The sequence below is a fragment of the Rhodoplanes sp. P11 genome (genome assembly GCF_964266735.1).
In the GTDB taxonomy this organism is placed as follows: domain Bacteria; phylum Pseudomonadota; class Alphaproteobacteria; order Rhizobiales; family Xanthobacteraceae; genus Rhodoplanes; species Rhodoplanes serenus.
Genome location: NZ_CAXWGY010000019.1, coordinates 477619 through 492563, shown reverse-complemented (window position 1 = coordinate 492563; position 14945 = coordinate 477619). Strand labels below are relative to the sequence as shown.

At 72.5% G+C, this 14945-nt stretch carries 13 protein-coding genes; 6 read left to right on the top strand and 7 right to left on the bottom strand.

Going from position 1 to position 14945, the window contains the following annotated elements; translation table 11 throughout:
* Window positions 1-14 precede the first annotated feature (14 nt).
* A complete protein-coding gene (locus ACFQUV_RS21380; RefSeq protein ID WP_129609618.1) occupies window positions 15-479 on the top strand; it encodes a YbaK/EbsC family protein in 465 nt (154 codons plus the stop codon).
* A gap of 242 nt (window positions 480-721) precedes the next feature.
* Here ACFQUV_RS21380 and ACFQUV_RS21375 read toward each other — a convergent pair whose 3' ends face one another.
* From ACFQUV_RS21375 to ACFQUV_RS21360, 4 genes are all read right to left on the bottom strand, one after another.
* Entirely contained in the window at window positions 722-1438 is a 717-nt protein-coding gene (locus ACFQUV_RS21375) for a DsbA family oxidoreductase (RefSeq protein ID WP_129609619.1), read from the bottom strand.
* Window positions 1439-1522: 84 nt separating this feature from the next.
* Window positions 1523-2791, bottom strand: coding sequence for a GGDEF domain-containing protein (locus ACFQUV_RS21370; RefSeq protein ID WP_129609620.1), 1269 nt, complete (start codon window positions 2789-2791; stop codon window positions 1523-1525).
* 76 nt (window positions 2792-2867) lie between these two features.
* Window positions 2868-4481, bottom strand: a complete 1614-nt coding sequence (locus ACFQUV_RS21365) for an AMP-binding protein (RefSeq protein ID WP_129609621.1) — start codon at window positions 4479-4481, stop codon at window positions 2868-2870.
* Window positions 4482-4548: 67 nt separating this feature from the next.
* On the bottom strand, window positions 4549-6426 hold the full coding sequence (locus tag ACFQUV_RS21360) for an extracellular solute-binding protein (protein WP_371851715.1): 1878 nt from the start codon (window positions 6424-6426) through the stop codon (window positions 4549-4551).
* Window positions 6427-6727: 301 nt separating this feature from the next.
* On the opposite strand from ACFQUV_RS21360, the gene ACFQUV_RS21355 reads away from it, so the two are divergent.
* A complete protein-coding gene (locus ACFQUV_RS21355) occupies window positions 6728-7564 on the top strand; it encodes an invasion associated locus B family protein (protein ID WP_129609622.1) in 837 nt (278 codons plus the stop codon).
* 240 nt (window positions 7565-7804) lie between these two features.
* Here ACFQUV_RS21355 and hspQ read toward each other — a convergent pair whose 3' ends face one another.
* Both hspQ and ACFQUV_RS21345 read right to left on the bottom strand, forming a co-directional pair.
* Complete coding sequence (gene hspQ / locus ACFQUV_RS21350) at window positions 7805-8137, bottom strand: heat shock protein HspQ (protein WP_111385281.1); 333 nt, start codon at window positions 8135-8137, stop codon at window positions 7805-7807.
* Between the two features lie 59 nt (window positions 8138-8196).
* Window positions 8197-9240 carry a CoA ester lyase gene (locus ACFQUV_RS21345; protein WP_111385280.1) on the bottom strand — a complete coding sequence of 348 codons (1044 nt, stop codon included), beginning with the start codon at window positions 9238-9240 and terminating at the stop codon, window positions 8197-8199.
* Between the two features lie 225 nt (window positions 9241-9465).
* Between ACFQUV_RS21345 and ACFQUV_RS21340 the strand changes: the two genes are divergently transcribed.
* Window positions 9466-10425, top strand: coding sequence for an AEC family transporter (locus ACFQUV_RS21340; protein WP_129609623.1), 960 nt, complete (start codon window positions 9466-9468; stop codon window positions 10423-10425).
* A 37-nt stretch (window positions 10426-10462) separates the two neighbouring features.
* On the opposite strand, the gene ACFQUV_RS21335 is transcribed toward ACFQUV_RS21340, so the two are convergent.
* Window positions 10463-11710: a UbiH/UbiF family hydroxylase gene (locus tag ACFQUV_RS21335; protein ID WP_129609624.1), complete on the bottom strand. Its 1248-nt coding sequence runs from the start codon at window positions 11708-11710 to the stop codon at window positions 10463-10465.
* A 119-nt stretch (window positions 11711-11829) separates the two neighbouring features.
* Here ACFQUV_RS21335 and ACFQUV_RS21330 point away from each other — a divergent pair, with 119 nt between their 5' ends.
* The 3 genes from ACFQUV_RS21330 to ACFQUV_RS21320 all read left to right on the top strand — a co-directional run bounded on the left by ACFQUV_RS21330 (window position 11830) and on the right by ACFQUV_RS21320 (window position 14935).
* Window positions 11830-12774: a DUF2182 domain-containing protein gene (locus ACFQUV_RS21330; protein WP_129609625.1), complete on the top strand. Its 945-nt coding sequence runs from the start codon at window positions 11830-11832 to the stop codon at window positions 12772-12774.
* A gap of 232 nt (window positions 12775-13006) precedes the next feature.
* On the top strand, window positions 13007-13756 hold the full coding sequence (locus ACFQUV_RS21325) for a TerC family protein (protein ID WP_111385276.1): 750 nt from the start codon (window positions 13007-13009) through the stop codon (window positions 13754-13756).
* Between the two features lie 201 nt (window positions 13757-13957).
* Complete coding sequence (locus tag ACFQUV_RS21320; RefSeq protein WP_129609626.1) at window positions 13958-14935, top strand: quinone oxidoreductase; 978 nt, start codon at window positions 13958-13960, stop codon at window positions 14933-14935.
* The last annotated feature ends 10 nt before the right edge of the window (window positions 14936-14945 follow it).

Below are 14945 nucleotides of genomic sequence, written 5' to 3'. Positions count from 1 at the left end.
ATAGCGATCGTCACATGAGTCTCGACACCGTCCGCGCCTTCCTGGCCGAGAAGGCCCCCGACATCGACGTCCTCGTGCTGCCGACCTCGACCGCCACGGTGGAGCTCGCCGCGGCGGGCCATGGCGTCGCGCCGGGACAGATCGCCAAGACGCTGTCGTTGCGCGTCGGCGAGCGCGTCTTTCTCGTCGTCGCCCGCGGCGACGCACGGCTCGACAACAAGAAGGCCAAGGCGGTGTTCGGCGGCAAGGTCAGCATGCTGGGCGCCGACGAGGTGGTGGCGATCACCGGCCACCCGATCGGTGGCGTCTGCCCGTTCGGTCTGGCGACGCCGCTGCCGATCTACTGCGACGTGTCGCTGACGGCGTTCGACGAGGTGCTGCCGGCGGCGGGCTCGACGCACGCGGCGATCCGCATCGCGCCGGCGCGGCTCGCGGCGATCACCGGCGCCGAATGGGTCGACGTCTGCAAGACGGAGTGAGGGCTGGCCACGACCAACCCTCTCCCCGCCTGCGGGGAGAGGGTGCCGCGCGAGTGCTCGCACGAGCGCGGCGGGTGAGGTGAGGGGGGCGCGATATGTGCTCGGTCTCGGCGCCTGATCACGCCGTGCATCGCCGGAGAACTCGCCCCTCACCCGACACGCCTCGCCGGGCTCGGCGCGTCGACCTCTCCCCGCAGGCGGGGAGACGTAAGGAAGACATGAGAGTGTTGCCGCGCCGTCGATCAATACGGCCGCGCGGTCGGATCGGCGATCTCGCCGGTCGCCAGCTTGTCCCGGAACGCCACGTGGGCGCGGCTCAGCGCCTCGGCGAGATAGTCCGGCGATTGGGCGCCCGAGATCGCCAGCACGCCACCGAGCACGAAGCACGGCACGCCCTGGACGCCGGCCCGCTGCGCCGCTTCCGCCTCCTCGGTCACGGCGGCCTCGTCCGCATCGGTGGCGAGCCGCGCCGCGACGGCGTCGCGATCGAGGCCGACGCTCGCGGCCGCCTCCGCCAGCACGTCGCGGCGCGTCAGATCGGCGCCCTCGGCGAAGTACAAGTCCATCAGTCGCTGCTTCATGCGGGCGGCCCCGTCCGGGCCGGCGGCGGCGTCCGCCCAGCGGATCAGCCGGTGGCAGTCGATCGTGTTGGGCTGGCGGGCGATCGCCTCGGCGTCGTAGCGCAGGCCCTCGTCGGCGGCCGCCGCGGCGATCCGCGGCACGTTCGCCATGTAGCGGTCGACCGAGCCGAACTTGGTGGTCAGATACTCGGTCCGTGAGATGCCGGCGCGCGGCACCCACGGATTGAGGAAATAGGCGCGCCAGCGCACCACCGACGGCAAATCGGGCGTCGTCGCCAGGGCGCGCTCCAGGCGGCGCTTGCCGATGTAGCACCAGGGACAGACGACGTCCGAGACGACGTCGACGGGCATCGCGGGCAGGGCGGTGGGGTCGGACATGCGGGGGCTCCGGCGCGGAAGAACGCCCGGAGCCTAGAGCATTTTCCGGCGAAGTGGACTCGGCTCGCCGTCGACGGTGCGGGGCTATGCGGCGACGACGGGCGCCGGGTCGGAGACGCGGGCGAGCAGCGACTCCACCGTGTCGGTGGACTTGAGCGTCGCCAGCGTCACGGCGGCGTCGATGCGGCCGGCCTGATCGTCGGCGGGTGCCAGCATGGTGTGACGCAGCACGCTGGCGATGCGGCGCGCCACCGCGTGCGCCTTGTCGAGCGGGGTGGCCGAGAACGCCACCAGCAGCGAGCCGTCGCTCGCCCGGCAGGCGAAGTCGACGTTGCGCACGAGGCGACCAGCCAGGCGGGCGGCGTCGAGGCTCGCCCGCTGGTCGAGGCCGGACGGGAACGAGAACCGCGCCAGCGACAGCGCCAGCCCGCGCGCCTGCGCATCCTCGACGGCGCGGGCGAGATCGCGCAGGAAGCCCGCGATGGTGAACAGGCCCGTGTGGGCGTCGACGAGGCCCTGGGCGTCGAGCGCGGCGAGCTGGCGGCGCAGCCGCGCCTCGAAGGCGTGCTGGCGCACCAGCGGCAGGATGGCGGCGACCACGGCGGCGGGCGCGCCCGGCAGGCATTCGAGATTGGGCAGCCGGGCCTGGTCGAAGGTCGCCGGCAGCTCCGGCACCAGCGCCACCGGCAGGTCGCGGAAGCGAGGGTCCTCGGAGAGCGCGGTCAGGAAGGCTTCGAGGGTGCGCGGCCCGAAGCCGTCACCGATGACGATGCCGTCGACGTCGCGGGCGTTGAGATGGCGCGCCGCCGTCTCGATGCCGAGGGCGCCGATCAGGCCGAGCCGCTCGCCGACCGCGGTGCCGAGCGCCGGATAGCTGCGGCCGCGGCCGACCACCATCACGGTGGCGTCGTCGAGCGGGTCGTGGGTCGGCCACGAGGCCGGATCGATGTCGTGCTCGGTCAGGAGCGCGGCGCGCCGCGCCACGGTGGCGTGCAGGGTCCGCACCCGCTGGGCCGCGGCCAGACGGGCCGCGATGCCGTCGCAGCTTGCATCGGCGGACAGCGGCAACGCCTCCGGCATGATGTCGGCGAGATCGTCGGCGGGGACCGCCAGCAGCGGCGTGTAGACCTGGAACTCGGCGAGCACGTCGGCCAGCCGATCGATCGCGGCGGGCGGCACGGCGGCGGGCGCCTGCGGCACGACGATGCCGGCCGGCTCGGTGGCGGCCACCACGTCGGCGGCATCGGCCCACCGGGTCTCGACCACGGGGGCCGCGCCGGTCGATTCGAGCGCCTGCACGAGGATCGGATCGACATCCTCGGCGATGACCACGACCGGACCCTGCAACGACATCGGCATACCCCCTCCCCGAATGTCGGAAAGCCTAAAGGGATGCTGTTAATGGCGAGTCAATGCTCGTCCCGGCGGGCTATGCGGGTGCGTCCGACGCAGGCTCAGGCGGCGGCGGTCTCAGCCGTGGCATCGCCCGTCGCATCGGGGCCGAGGCGGTCCCGGAAGGCGGCGACCACGAGCGGCGAGACGCCGCGCTCGGCGAGCGCCGCCCGGGTCGCGTCGCCATGGCCCGCATGGCCGAACAGCCGCTGGCCCATGAGGATGTCAGCAGCGTGGTGCCGGGCACGATCGCGTCGGTCAGCCGCTCGATCTCGCCGAGCGCCACCCGGTAGCCGCCGATGCCGACGAAGCCGGCGGGCGGCGCCGTCACCACCAGGGCGCGGCTGTCCTTCTCGATCCGGCAGGGCTGGCGGGTGTCGACATAGAGATCCGGCGCGATCGCGAGGAACGGCCCGGAGCTGCGCTCGGCGCCGGGCGGGAACGGGAAGCGCGGCACCATCGAGCCGCGGATCGCCAGGGTGCCGTGCTCGGTGCGGGCGATCTCGGCGACCAGCGTCGCTCCCGGGGTGGTGCGCGGCGCCGTGACGGCGCCGGCCGCGATGGCGGCCGGCCGGCCATCGGGACCGCGTCGGGCGGCGATCAGGCCGATCTCGCCGAACGACTGGACATCGACCAGCGCGCAGTCGGGCCGCGTCCATTCGGCGGCGCCGGGCAGCCGCTCGGCCGCCCGCCACACCGCGACGACGCTCTGGAGATGGGGCGCCCGCGCCAGCACGCCGGCCTCGTGCAGCCGCACCGCCAGCGGCCCCGGCACCGCGACCACGCGGGCGTCGAGCGCGTCGAGCTGGCCGCCGAGAGCGGCGGCATCGAATGGCGGATGCAGCGCCAGCGTGCCGCCGAGCAGCAGCCACGGCACCAGCCCGGTGGCGAGGCCGGCCAGCGAGGCCGGCTGGAGGGTCGAGACGATGGCGCTGCCGTGCTCCATCCGGCATTCGAGCGCGACTGACAGGCCGGCGGCCAGAAGCTCGACATGGCTGCGGCCGACCGGCAGCGGCACGCCGCCGGCGTCGCTGTCGAAGGTGACGACCGCCACATGGGCGGCCGGGTTGACGGGCCGCTCGACCGGCGGGAAGGCCGGAGCGGCGGCGACGTCGAGCAGTGGATCGAGCGGCACCATGCCGTCCGGCAGATCATGCCCGAAGCCGAAGCCGCAGACGGCGCGCACCGTGAAGGTCTCGGCGGCGGCCGCCATGGCGAGCGCGGCGAGATCGGTGTCGCCGACCCGGCCGCCGGCTACGATCGCCTTGGCGCCGACCCGGGCGAGCGCCGGGGCCAGCTCGGCGCGGCGCCACAGCAGCGGGATGGGCGCCGCGATCAGGCCGGCGCGCAGCACCCCGAGCAGGGTCAGCACCGCCTCGGCGCTGTGGGGAAGCTGAATCGCCACGACATGATCGGTCTGGAGGCCGAGCGACCGCAGCCGCAGCGCGATGGCGGAGACGATGCGGTCGACCTCGGCGAAGCTCCGCCGCAGCGGCGGGCCGCCGAGCGTCGCCTCGCGGTTCGGGCCGTCGACGAGGGCGGGCGCGTCGGGGGTCCGGCCGACCGCCCGGGCGATCAGGTCGTCGAGGGTCACCCGACCGGCATGCTGGGCGAGCACCAACCCGTCGGGCGAGGAGTCGCCGAGGATCATGGGCCAGGGTCTCCGGTCGGGCGGGCGGACCGAATCCGCGCCGCGAATCGAGATGACCACAGAGTATCTAGCGGCCCGGCGCGCGCCACCAGGTTTCCGGCAGCCAGCCGTAGAGCGAGGTCGCGGCCGGGTGCTCCATGGTCGTCCACCGCGCCACCCACTGGGCCGGCAGGTGGTGCAGCGGCACGACGTAGTGGCCCGAGACCAGCACCCGGTCGAGCGCCCGCACGGCGGCGACCAGCGCCTCCCGCGACGTCGCCGCGAGGAGTGCCGCGATCATGGCGTTGATGGCGGGCGAGCGAACCCCCATGTAGTTGCGGCTGCCGGGCGTGTCGGCGGCGGCCGAGCCCCAGTAGAACGCCTGCTCGTTGCCGGGCGACAGCGATTGCTCCCAGCGGTTCGGGATCATGTCGAAGTCGAACTGGATGCGGCGCTGCTCGAACTGGACGGCGTCGACCACCCGGATCGACGGCACCACCCCGGCGGCCCGCAGTGTGCGCACGAAGGCGAGCGCCAGGCGCTCGTGGTCCTTGCTGGTGACCAGGATCTCGAAGGCGAGGGGGGCGCCGGTGCGGCCGTGGCGCAGCGTCTGGCCCTCGAACACCCAGCCGGCATCCTCCAGCAGCGCCAGGGCGGCCTTGAGGGCGGCGCGGTCGCGCCCCGAGCCGTCGCTGACGGGTGGCGCGAAGGTGCCGTTCATCACGTCGGCCCGCACCGCATCCGGGAAGGGGGCGAGCAGGGCGCGCTCGGCGGCGTCGGCCGGGCGGCCGCGGCACGACAGCTCGCTGCCCTCGAAGAAGCTCGCGGTGCGGCGATAGCGGCCGAAGAACAGGTTGCGGTTGATCCACTCGAAATCGAACAGGCGGACGATCGCCTCGCGCACCCGGATGTCGGCGAACACCGGCCGGCGGGTATTGAACACGAAGGCCGCCATGCCGCGCGGCAGCCCGGTCGGGAACTCCTCGCGGACGACGCGGCCGTCGCGCGCCGCCGGGAAGTCGTAGGCGGTCTCCCAGCGGCCCGGGTCGGTCTCGGCGTGGACGTCGTAGAGGCCCTTGCGGAACGCCTCGAACCAGGCGTTGTCGTCGCGGTACCAGTCGAGCCGGATGGTGTCGAAGTTCCACAGGCCGCGATTGACCGGCCGGTCGCGGCCCCAGTAGCGCGGGTTGCGGACCAGCGTCACGCTGCGGCCGGCATCGACCGTCTCGACCCGGTAGGGGCCGCTGCCGAGCGGCGGCGTAAGCGTCGTCTCCTCGAACCGCTCGGGATCGACCGCATGACGCGGCAGCACCGGCATCAGGCCGAGGATCAGCGGCAGCTCGCGGTCCTGGCTGCCGGCGAAGTCGAACCGCACCGTGCGGGGATCGAGCGCCGTCGCCTCCGCCACCTTGGTGTAATAGGTGCGGAAGTTCGGCCGTCCCCGGTCGCGCAGGAGCTGCCAGGAGAACAGCACGTCCTCGGCGGTGACCGGACGGCCATCCGCGAACGCGGCATCGGGATCGATCGTGAAGGTCACGACGGTGCGGGCCGGGTCGGTCTCGACGCCGCTCGCCAGCAGGCCGTACAGCGTGAACGGCTCGTCGTAGCTGCGCGTCAGCAGGCTCTCGATCACGTAGCCGCGGATCGCCGAGACCGCGATGCCGCGCACCACGAACGGGTTGAGGCTGTCGAAGGTGCCGAGCAGCCCCTGGGTGAGCTGCCCGCCCCGGGGGGCGGCGGGGTCGACATAGCGGAAGGCGGCGAAGCCGGGCGGCAGCGCCGGCTCGCCGTGCATCGCGATGGCGTGAGGCGGCGGATGTCCGGGCGACGGAGGTCCGGGCAACGGAGATGCGGCGGTGGTGTCGGCCGCGGCGGCACCGGCTCCCGTGCCGCGCGGCACCACCAGGGCGGCGGCGCCGGCCAGCACGGCGCGGCGGGACAGAGCGGAGCGGAGCGGCCTTCTCACGCGCGAGAACCCCGATTCGGGCGGTGCGGGGCACAACGCTAGCACGGCGCGCTGGCGCGGGGCCGGCGCGGAGCGGTATCGTGTGCCGGAGGACGGCGATCCCCGGCCGTCCGGCACCATTGCGCCGGGACGGCCGTCGAACGTCGCCGGAAACCGCGGCCGGAGCGCCTCCGGCGACCCGCCGGGTCACTTTACTGCCTCATTTAGACGGTGTTACAGCCTCGCCAGGGGATGCGCGTCGCCGTCCGCCGAGTCTTATGCCACGGCACCTGCCGCGATACGGCAACTGAAGAGGATATCGATGACCCGTCTGAGCCCACTCGCACCGGGGCGCCCGGTGCGGCGATCGTTCTTGAAGGCAACGGCGGCGCTCGTGTCGATCTCCGCGGTGACCGCGGCCGGCGTGGTGCACGCCCAGCAGCCGGCGCCGGCCCAGCCGGCGCAGCCCGCCCGTCCGGCCCAGGCGCAGCCGGCTCGCCCGGCACAGCCGGCGCAGCCCGCCCGTCCGCCGGCGGCCGCCCAGCCGGCTCCGGCGCCCGCCCAGGGCCAGGCTCCGGCCGGCCAGGCCCAGCAGGGCGGCCAGCCCCAGATGCCGCAGCTCATCTACTCGCCGTGGGCGAAGTTCTGCGGCAAGGGCCAGGACGCCAATGCCAAGCAGGTGTGCTTCACCGGCAAGGACGCCCGCACCGAGGCTGGCCAGCCGGTGATCGCGGCCGCCCTGATCGAGCCCGAGGGCGAGCCCAAGAAGCTGTTCCGCATCACCCTGCCGTCGCCCCTCCAGCTCCAGTACGGCACCCGGCTGATCGTCGATCAGCAGCAGCCGATGACGGCGCCGTTCTTCACCTGCTTCGCCAACGGCTGCATGGCCGACTACGAAGCGACCGCCGACATGATCACGAAGCTCAAGGGCGGCCAGCTCCTGACCATCCAGGCCATCAATCTGGCCGGGGCGGCGATCAGCTTCCCGGTGCCGCTCGGCGACTTCAAGAAGGCCAACGAGGGGCCACCCACCGACCCGAAGGTGTTCGAGGAGCAGCAGAAGAAGCTCCAGGAGGAGCTCCAGAAGCGGGCCGAGGAGGCGCGCAAGAAGCTGGAGCAGCAGGGCGGCGCCGGCGCGGCCGCCACTCCGGGTCGCTGAGGCGACACATCAAGACAGTCGGAAAAGCGCGCCTCTGGGCGTGCTTTTTTGTTGCTTGCGGGACGGGGGCGGGGCCGGCTTCGGAGCGTGGCCGGCCGTAGCCCGGATGGAGCGCCGCGACATCCGGGGATGCTTGCTCCGCTCGTCCCCGCGAAGGCGGGGCCAGGGGCCACGCTGCAAAGCGATTGTTGCGAAGAGGCTGGAGTCCCGCTTGCGCGGGACCGAGCGGGGTGGAATGCCCTAGTTCAGCGCCCCGAAGCGGCGGCGATAGGAGCCGTCCTCGTCGCGCTCGAACACCTCCGACACCTGCGGATGGCGGACCGGCTCGCCGGAGTCGTCGGGCAGCAGATTCTGCTCCGACACGTAGGCGATGTACTCGGTCTCGGCGTTCTCGGCGAACAGGTGGTAGAACGGCTGGTCCTTGTGGGGCCGCACGTCGGGCGGAATCGCCTCGTACCACTCGTCGGTGTTGGCGAACACCGGATCGACGTCGAAGATGACGCCCCGGAACGGATAGATCCGGTGCCGCACCACCTGGCCGATGGCATATTTTCCGACGCGCGCCTTCCTCATGCGCGGGAAAATAGCGCAGCTTCATCGCGCCGAACAGTCTCCGGCCCGCAGCCCAGGGTTCACAATCCGTAGCGGGCTGCCATCTCCGGGTCCTTGGCGGCGACCAGCCGGGCGAGGTCCGCCACCACCTTGGCCTGCTTCCAGGTGGCGTCGTCCTGCATCTTGCCGTCGATCATCACGGCGCCGGTGCCGTCCGGCATGGCGGTGATGATCTTGTGGGCGAGCTTGACCTCGTCGGGGTCGGGCGAGAACACCCGCTTGGCGATGTCGATCTGTGAGGGATGCAGCGACCAGGCGCCGGCGCAGCCGAGCAGGAAGGCGTTGCGGAACTGCGCCTCGCAGGCGTCCGGATCGGAGAAGTCGCCGAACGGGCCGTAGAACGCCTTGATGCCGGCCGCCGCGCAGGCGTCCACCATGCGGGCGAGGGTGTAGTGCCACAGGTCCTGCTGGAAGGCGGCGCGGGCTTCTCCGCCGGGCGTGGCGTCGGCCAGCACCTTGTACTCCGGATGCCCGCCGCCGACCCGCGTGGTCTTCATGGCGCGCGAGGCGGCGAGGTCGGCCGGGCCGAGGCTCATGCCGTGCATCCGCGGCGACGCGGTGGCGATGCGCTCGACATTGTTGACGCCTTCCGGAGTCTCCAGGATGGCGTGGATGAAGATCGGCTTGCGCAGTCCGTGGCGGGCTTCGAGCTGGGCCAGGAGCTGGTCGAGATAGTGGATGTCCCACGGCCCCTCGACCTTCGGGATCATCACCACGTCGAGCTTGTAGCCGACCGCCTCGACGATCTCCATCAGGTCGTCGAGCACCCAGGGGGAGTTGAGGGCGTTGATGCGCACCCACAGGCCGGTGGCGCCGAAGTCGTTCGCCTTGGCCATCTCGATGAAGCCGCGGCGGGCCTCCTCCTTGGCGTCGGCCGGGATGGCGTCCTCCAGGTTGCCGAGCACGACGTCGACCTGGCCGGTCAGCTCGCGCACCTTGGCGCGCAGCTTCTCGATGTGCGGAGGGACGAAGTGGATCATCCGCTCCAGCCGCACCGGAAGCTCGCGGCAGGGGGCGGGCGCCCCGATGGCGAGCGGCTTGTAGAAATTGCGTGGCAGCTTCATCGACCGTGTTCCGCCGCTGGGCCAACCCGACGACACTGGCGCGCGCGATGCCCAGAATCCGGACGCGCCGCGATTTTGCATGCGTCCTGCGCGCGCGGGGCTGCGCCGGCCGCCGTGGAATGATCTAAGTAGGATCGCTTGGTCTCCGCCCAACCTAGAGGAAGCGCCGCCGTCCGCCAAGCCGGGCGGCTCGGCTCCCCGCTGCAACTTTAGCCGCCCGCGCCCATGATCGACGTCCTCAATCTCGCCCTGCCGTTCTTCGGCCTGATCTTCCTCGGCATGGCGTGCGGCCGCTTCGCCCGCATCCCGGATGCCGGGCTCGCCTGGATGGACTTCTTCGTCATCTACGTGGCGCTGCCGGCGCTGTTCTACCGGGTGCTGTCGCAGACCCCGGCGGCCGAGCTGACCCAGGTCTCGTTCATCCTGGCGACCACGCTCGCCACCTTCGCGGCCTTCGTGGTGACCTTCGGGCTGGCGCTCGCCCTGGAGCGCGGGCGGCTCAGGGTCGCCACCATCGTCGGTCTCGCGGGGGCCTACGGCAATGTCGGCTACATGGGGCCGGGCCTCGCGGTGTCGGCGCTCGGCGCCGGGGCGGCGGCGCCGGTCGCCTTGATCTTCTGCTTCGACACGCTGCTGGTGTTCTCGCTGGCGCCGTTCCTGATGACGCTCGCCGGGCGGGGCAGCGGGCACAGCCGGCTCGCCACCGCCGGGCTGGTGATGCGGCGCATCCTGCTGCATCCGTTCATCGTGGCGAGCGCCCTCGGGGTGGCGTCGGCGGCGGTCGGGTTCCAGCCGCCGGTGGCGCTGGACCGGCTGCTCCAGTTCCTTCAGAACGCCGCCGCGCCCTGCGCCCTGTTCGCGCTCGGCGTCACCGTGGCGTGTCGGCCGGTCGATGCGGTGACGGTCGAGATGCCGGTGGCCATCGCGGTCAAGCTGCTGGTCCACCCGGTGATCGTGCTGGTGCTGCTGTGGCTGCTCGGCCCGTTCGCTGAGACCTGGGTGCACACCGCGGTGCTGCTGGCGGCCCTGCCGACGGCGCTGAGCGTGTTCGTGCTGGCGCGCCAGTACGACACCTTCGTGGCCGAGACGTCGAGCCTGGTGATGTACGGGATCGTCGCCTCGGTGTTCACCGTCACCGGCGTGCTGTGGCTGATCAAGTCGGGCCGGCTGCCGCTGCTCGGGTGAGGGCGGGCGGAGGCCGGCGGGGCGCCGCGGCGCCGTGTCAGGCCAGCGGCTCGCCGCGCAGCAGCTTCGGCTCGGCGAAGGCCGGCACCACCCCCTCGCGCATCACGGCGCGGCGCAGCGGCCCGACCCGGCCGAGCAGCCACAGGCCGAGGCCGCGCACCCCCTGGACCGGCAGGAGATCGCTGAGCAGGCTGCGGTTGAGGAGGTCCACGGCCAGCGTGCGGGTGGTGACGTCGGCACGCCGCCGGCGCTCGTAGGCGGCCGTGACGGCCGGCCCGCCGGGGTCGTCGCCGGCCCGGATCGCGTCGGCGACCAGCTCGGCCACGGTGGCGGCATCGCGGAAACCGAGATTGAGGCCCTGGGCGCCGATCGGCGGCACCACATGGGCTGCCTCGCCGACCAGCACCAGCCGCTCGGCCGCGAAGCTGCGGGCGGTCTCGACCGCGAGCGGGAACACGCCGCGGCCCGGCTCGACCGTGACCCGGCCGAGGATCGCGTGGCAGCGCCGCTCGACCTCGGCGTTCAGGGCGTCGGGTGTCAGCGATTGCAGCCAGGCCGCCTCGGCGGGCGCCACGACGCAGACGACGCTGACCCGGCGGCCGGGCAGGGGCACGACCGTGAACGGCCCTTGGGCGGAGTTGAATTCCGTAGAAGTATCCTCGTGTTCTCGGGAGTGGCTGAGATTGAAGGTGAGGGCCGTCTGGGGATAGGTCCAGCCCCGGGTGGCGATCCCGGCGGCCTCCCGGCAGGGCGATCGGCGGCCGTCCGCCCCGACCACCAGACGCGCCGTCACCGAGCCACCCGACGTCAGCGTGACGGTGGCACGCTCGCTCTCCCGCGCGAACGCGACCCCGGCGGCATCCTCGGCCAGCACCGTCAGGTTCGGCATCGCGGCGGCGCGCGCCTCCAGGGCGGCGACGAGGTCGCGGTTGGCGATGTTCCAGCCGAAGGCGTCGAGGCCGATCTCGGTCGCCTCGAAGCGCACCTCGGGGGCGCGCCACAGCCGGCCGGTGTCGTCGACGATGCGCAGCGACCGCAGCGGCGCGGCCTGGCCCCGGCAGCTCTCCCACACGCCCAGCGCCCGCAGGGCGTCGACCGAGCCGGCGAGCAGCGCCGTGGTGCGGTTGTCGCGCGGCGCGGGGCGGCCCGCCACCAGCACGGTGGCGGCCCCCGTCGAGGCGATCGCCACGGCGGCGGTCAGGCCGGCCGGCCCGCCGCCCACCACGACCACCTCGGCGGTCGTGTCTGTCGCCGTGTCCACCGTCGCCGTCCCGGTCGCCGTCATGTCGCATCCTCGATTCATCCTCCGGTTCTATCCGGACGGGACGGAGGGGACAAACCGGGCCGAACCGTCGCAGTCGCCGATTTCGCCGGTCGCCGGGATGCGCTAGAACGGGCGTCGCGATGACCGACACCCCCCATCGGCCCGAGATCGCGGTCCCGCCGGACGGCCCCGAAGCCCCGGCGCCCCTGTGGTCGCGCCCGCTCCTGGTCGCGGTGATCAGCCTCGGCCTGATGACGGGGCTGGGCTGGGTCTATCTCGGCCTGATGGTCGCCGGCATGCTGGGCGGCCACGGCGGGGCGGCGGCGCTCGGCCCCGGCATGGGGGTGTTCGACCTCTTGTTCGGCGGCGAGCTGCCGGACGGTCTTCTCAAGGCGCTGGCCGAAGCGATCTGCGGCCCGAGCTTCGGCCACCATGCCGCCGCCGGGCCGGGCGCTCTCCTCACGCTGGTCCTGATGTGGGCCGCCATGGCGGTCGCCATGATGCTGCCGACCGCCGGCCCGATGGTGCTGGCCTATGCGGATCTGGCGGCCGTCGCGCGCCGCCGCGGCGAGCGGGTCGCCTCGCCGGTGGCGCTGATCGCCGGCTATACCGGAGTTTGGCTCGGCTTCGCGGTGGTCGCCGCGCTCCTCCAGGCCGGCCTCGTCCGGCTGGCGCTGCTCGATCCGGCAATGGCGTCGGCGAGCCCGCTGTTCTCCGGCGCGGTGTTCATCGGGGCCGGCGTCTACCAGTTCTCGGCGCTGAAATACGCCTGCGTGACGCGCTGCCAGCGGCCGGTGCCGTTCTTCCTGGTGCGGTGGTCGAGCGACCCCGTGACGGTGGTCCGGCTCGGCGCCCGGCAGGGGCTGTTCTGCCTGGGCTGCTGCTGGGCCATGATGCTGGTCATGTTCGCGGTCGGCGCCATGAACGTGGTGTGGATGGCAATCCTCGGCCTCGTCATGGGGGCCGAAAAGATCGCCGTGACCACCCGGTTCAGCAAGGCGATCGGCGTCGTGTTCCTGCTGATCGGGGCGTGGCTGATCGGCGACGCGGTGGTGGCCCAGTGGCCGGCCGCGCGGCCCGCATGAGCCGGCGTCGCGGCGCCGGCAGAGCAGCGCCTGTCGCGCCACCGCCTCGTCGCGGCCGGAACCCGATGCCTCCCGAAGCGTTGGTCGGCCGTCGCGGGGCCGGCCGCCACTCTGCCGTCACCCCGCGATCGTCGGTCGCTCCGCGGCCGGCGAACCCGGCCCTGCCGTTCTGGATTAGTCCCCTGCCGGTGCGCCGGCGGACGCCCACCCGATCCGAGAAAGCCACGCCCCCATGCTCGACTTGTTGACCGACCCGCACGCCTGGGCCGCCCTGGTGACCCTGAGCGCGCTCGAGATCGTCCTCGGCATTGACAACGTGGTGTTCATCTCGATCCTGGTGTCACGGCTCGACCCCAAGATCGCCGACCGCGCCCGCCAGCTCGGGCTCGGGCTCGCGCTCGTGTTCCGCATTCTGCTGCTGTTCACCCTGACCTGGCTGATGAGCCTGTCGGAGCCGCTGTTCTCGGCGCTCGGTCGCGCCTTCTCGTGGCACGACATCATCCTGATCGCCGGCGGCCTGTTCCTGATCGCCAAGGCGACCCACGAGATGCACAGCGAGATGGAGGCGGTGGACGAGGAGCAGGAGACCGGCACCGCCACCATGGTGCACGCCTCCTTCGCGCTGATCATCAGCCAGATCATCGTCATCGACCTGGTGTTCTCGATCGACTCGATCGTCACCGCCATCGGCATGGCGCAGGACATCCGCATCATGGTCGCCGCAGTGCTGATCGCCGTCGCCGTGATGTACGCGGCGTCCGGCCCCGTCGCCCGCTTCGTGGCGGCGCATCCGACCACCAAGATGCTGGCGCTCGCCTTCCTGGTGCTGATCGGTGTGGCGCTCGTCGCCGACGGCTTCGAGGTCCACATCCCGCGCGGCTACATCTACTTCGCCATGGCGTTCGCGGGGGCCGTCGAGGCGTTCAACATCATCGCGCTGCGCAAGCGGCGGCGCCGGCGCCGGATGCCCGAGCCGCGCTGAGCCGGGCGACCTGCGGGGCGGCTCCGCCGTCCCGGCGTGGCGCCTACCCCTGACGGCGGCCCGGCCATCCGGGGCGGCTCGCCTCGCTTGCGCGGCCGGCTCGGCTTCCTATGATCGGCGCTCCCCCGGGCGGCCTCTGCCGTTCGGGGCTCGCCCATGCCGGGGCGCGCCGTCCCGGACCCATTCCCGAAGGAGACTGCCATGGTGGCTGCCGTGCGCGTGCACAAGGTCGGCGGACCCGACGTGCTGACCTACGAGGAGATCGACGTTCCGGCGCCGGGGCCGGGCGAGCTCCGCATCCGGCAGGTGGCCTGCGGCATCAACTTCATCGACACCTACTTCCGGCAGGGCATGTATCCGTCGCCGGTCGGGCTTCCCTTCGTGGCCGGCAACGAGGGGGCCGGCGAGGTGACCGCGGTCGGCTCCGGCGTCTCGGACTTCAAGGTCGGCGACCGCGTCGCCTACGTGATCACGCTGGGCGGCTACGCGGCCGAGCGCATCCTGCCGGCCGGGCGCGCCATCAAGGTGCCGGACGGCGTCGATCTCGCCGAGGCCGGCGGCATGATGCTCAAGGGCATGACGGCCTGCTACCTGCTCCGCCGCACCTTCAAGGTCGCCGAGGGGCACACCATCCTGATCCATGCGGCGGCGGGCGGCGTCGGCCTCATCCTCTGCCAGTGGGCGAGGCAGCTCGGCGCGACGGTGATCGGCACGGTCGGCTCCAAGGAGAAGGGCGAGCTGGCCAAGGCGAACGGTTGCGACCATGTCATCTACTACCGCGACGAGGACTTCCCGGCCCGGGTGAAGGAAATCACCGGCGGCGCCCTGTGCGACGTGGTCTATGACGGCGTCGGCAAGACGACCTTCCCGGCCTCACTCGACTGCCTGCGGCCGCTCGGCCTGTTCGTCTCGTTCGGCAGTGCCTCCGGCCAGGTCGAGGCGTTCAACATCAACATCCTCCAGACCAAGGGCTCGCTGTTCGCGACGCGACCGACCCTCAACCACTACGCGGCGACCCGGGCCGACTACGAGGGGCTGGCCGGCGAGCTGTTCGCGGTGGTGAAGAGCGGGGCGGTGAAGATCCCAGTGCAGCATCGCTACGCCCTGAAGGAGGCCCGCCAGGCCCATGTGGATCTCGAGTCGCGGGCGACGACCGGCTCCTCGATTCTCGTGCCCTGAGCCGGCGAGC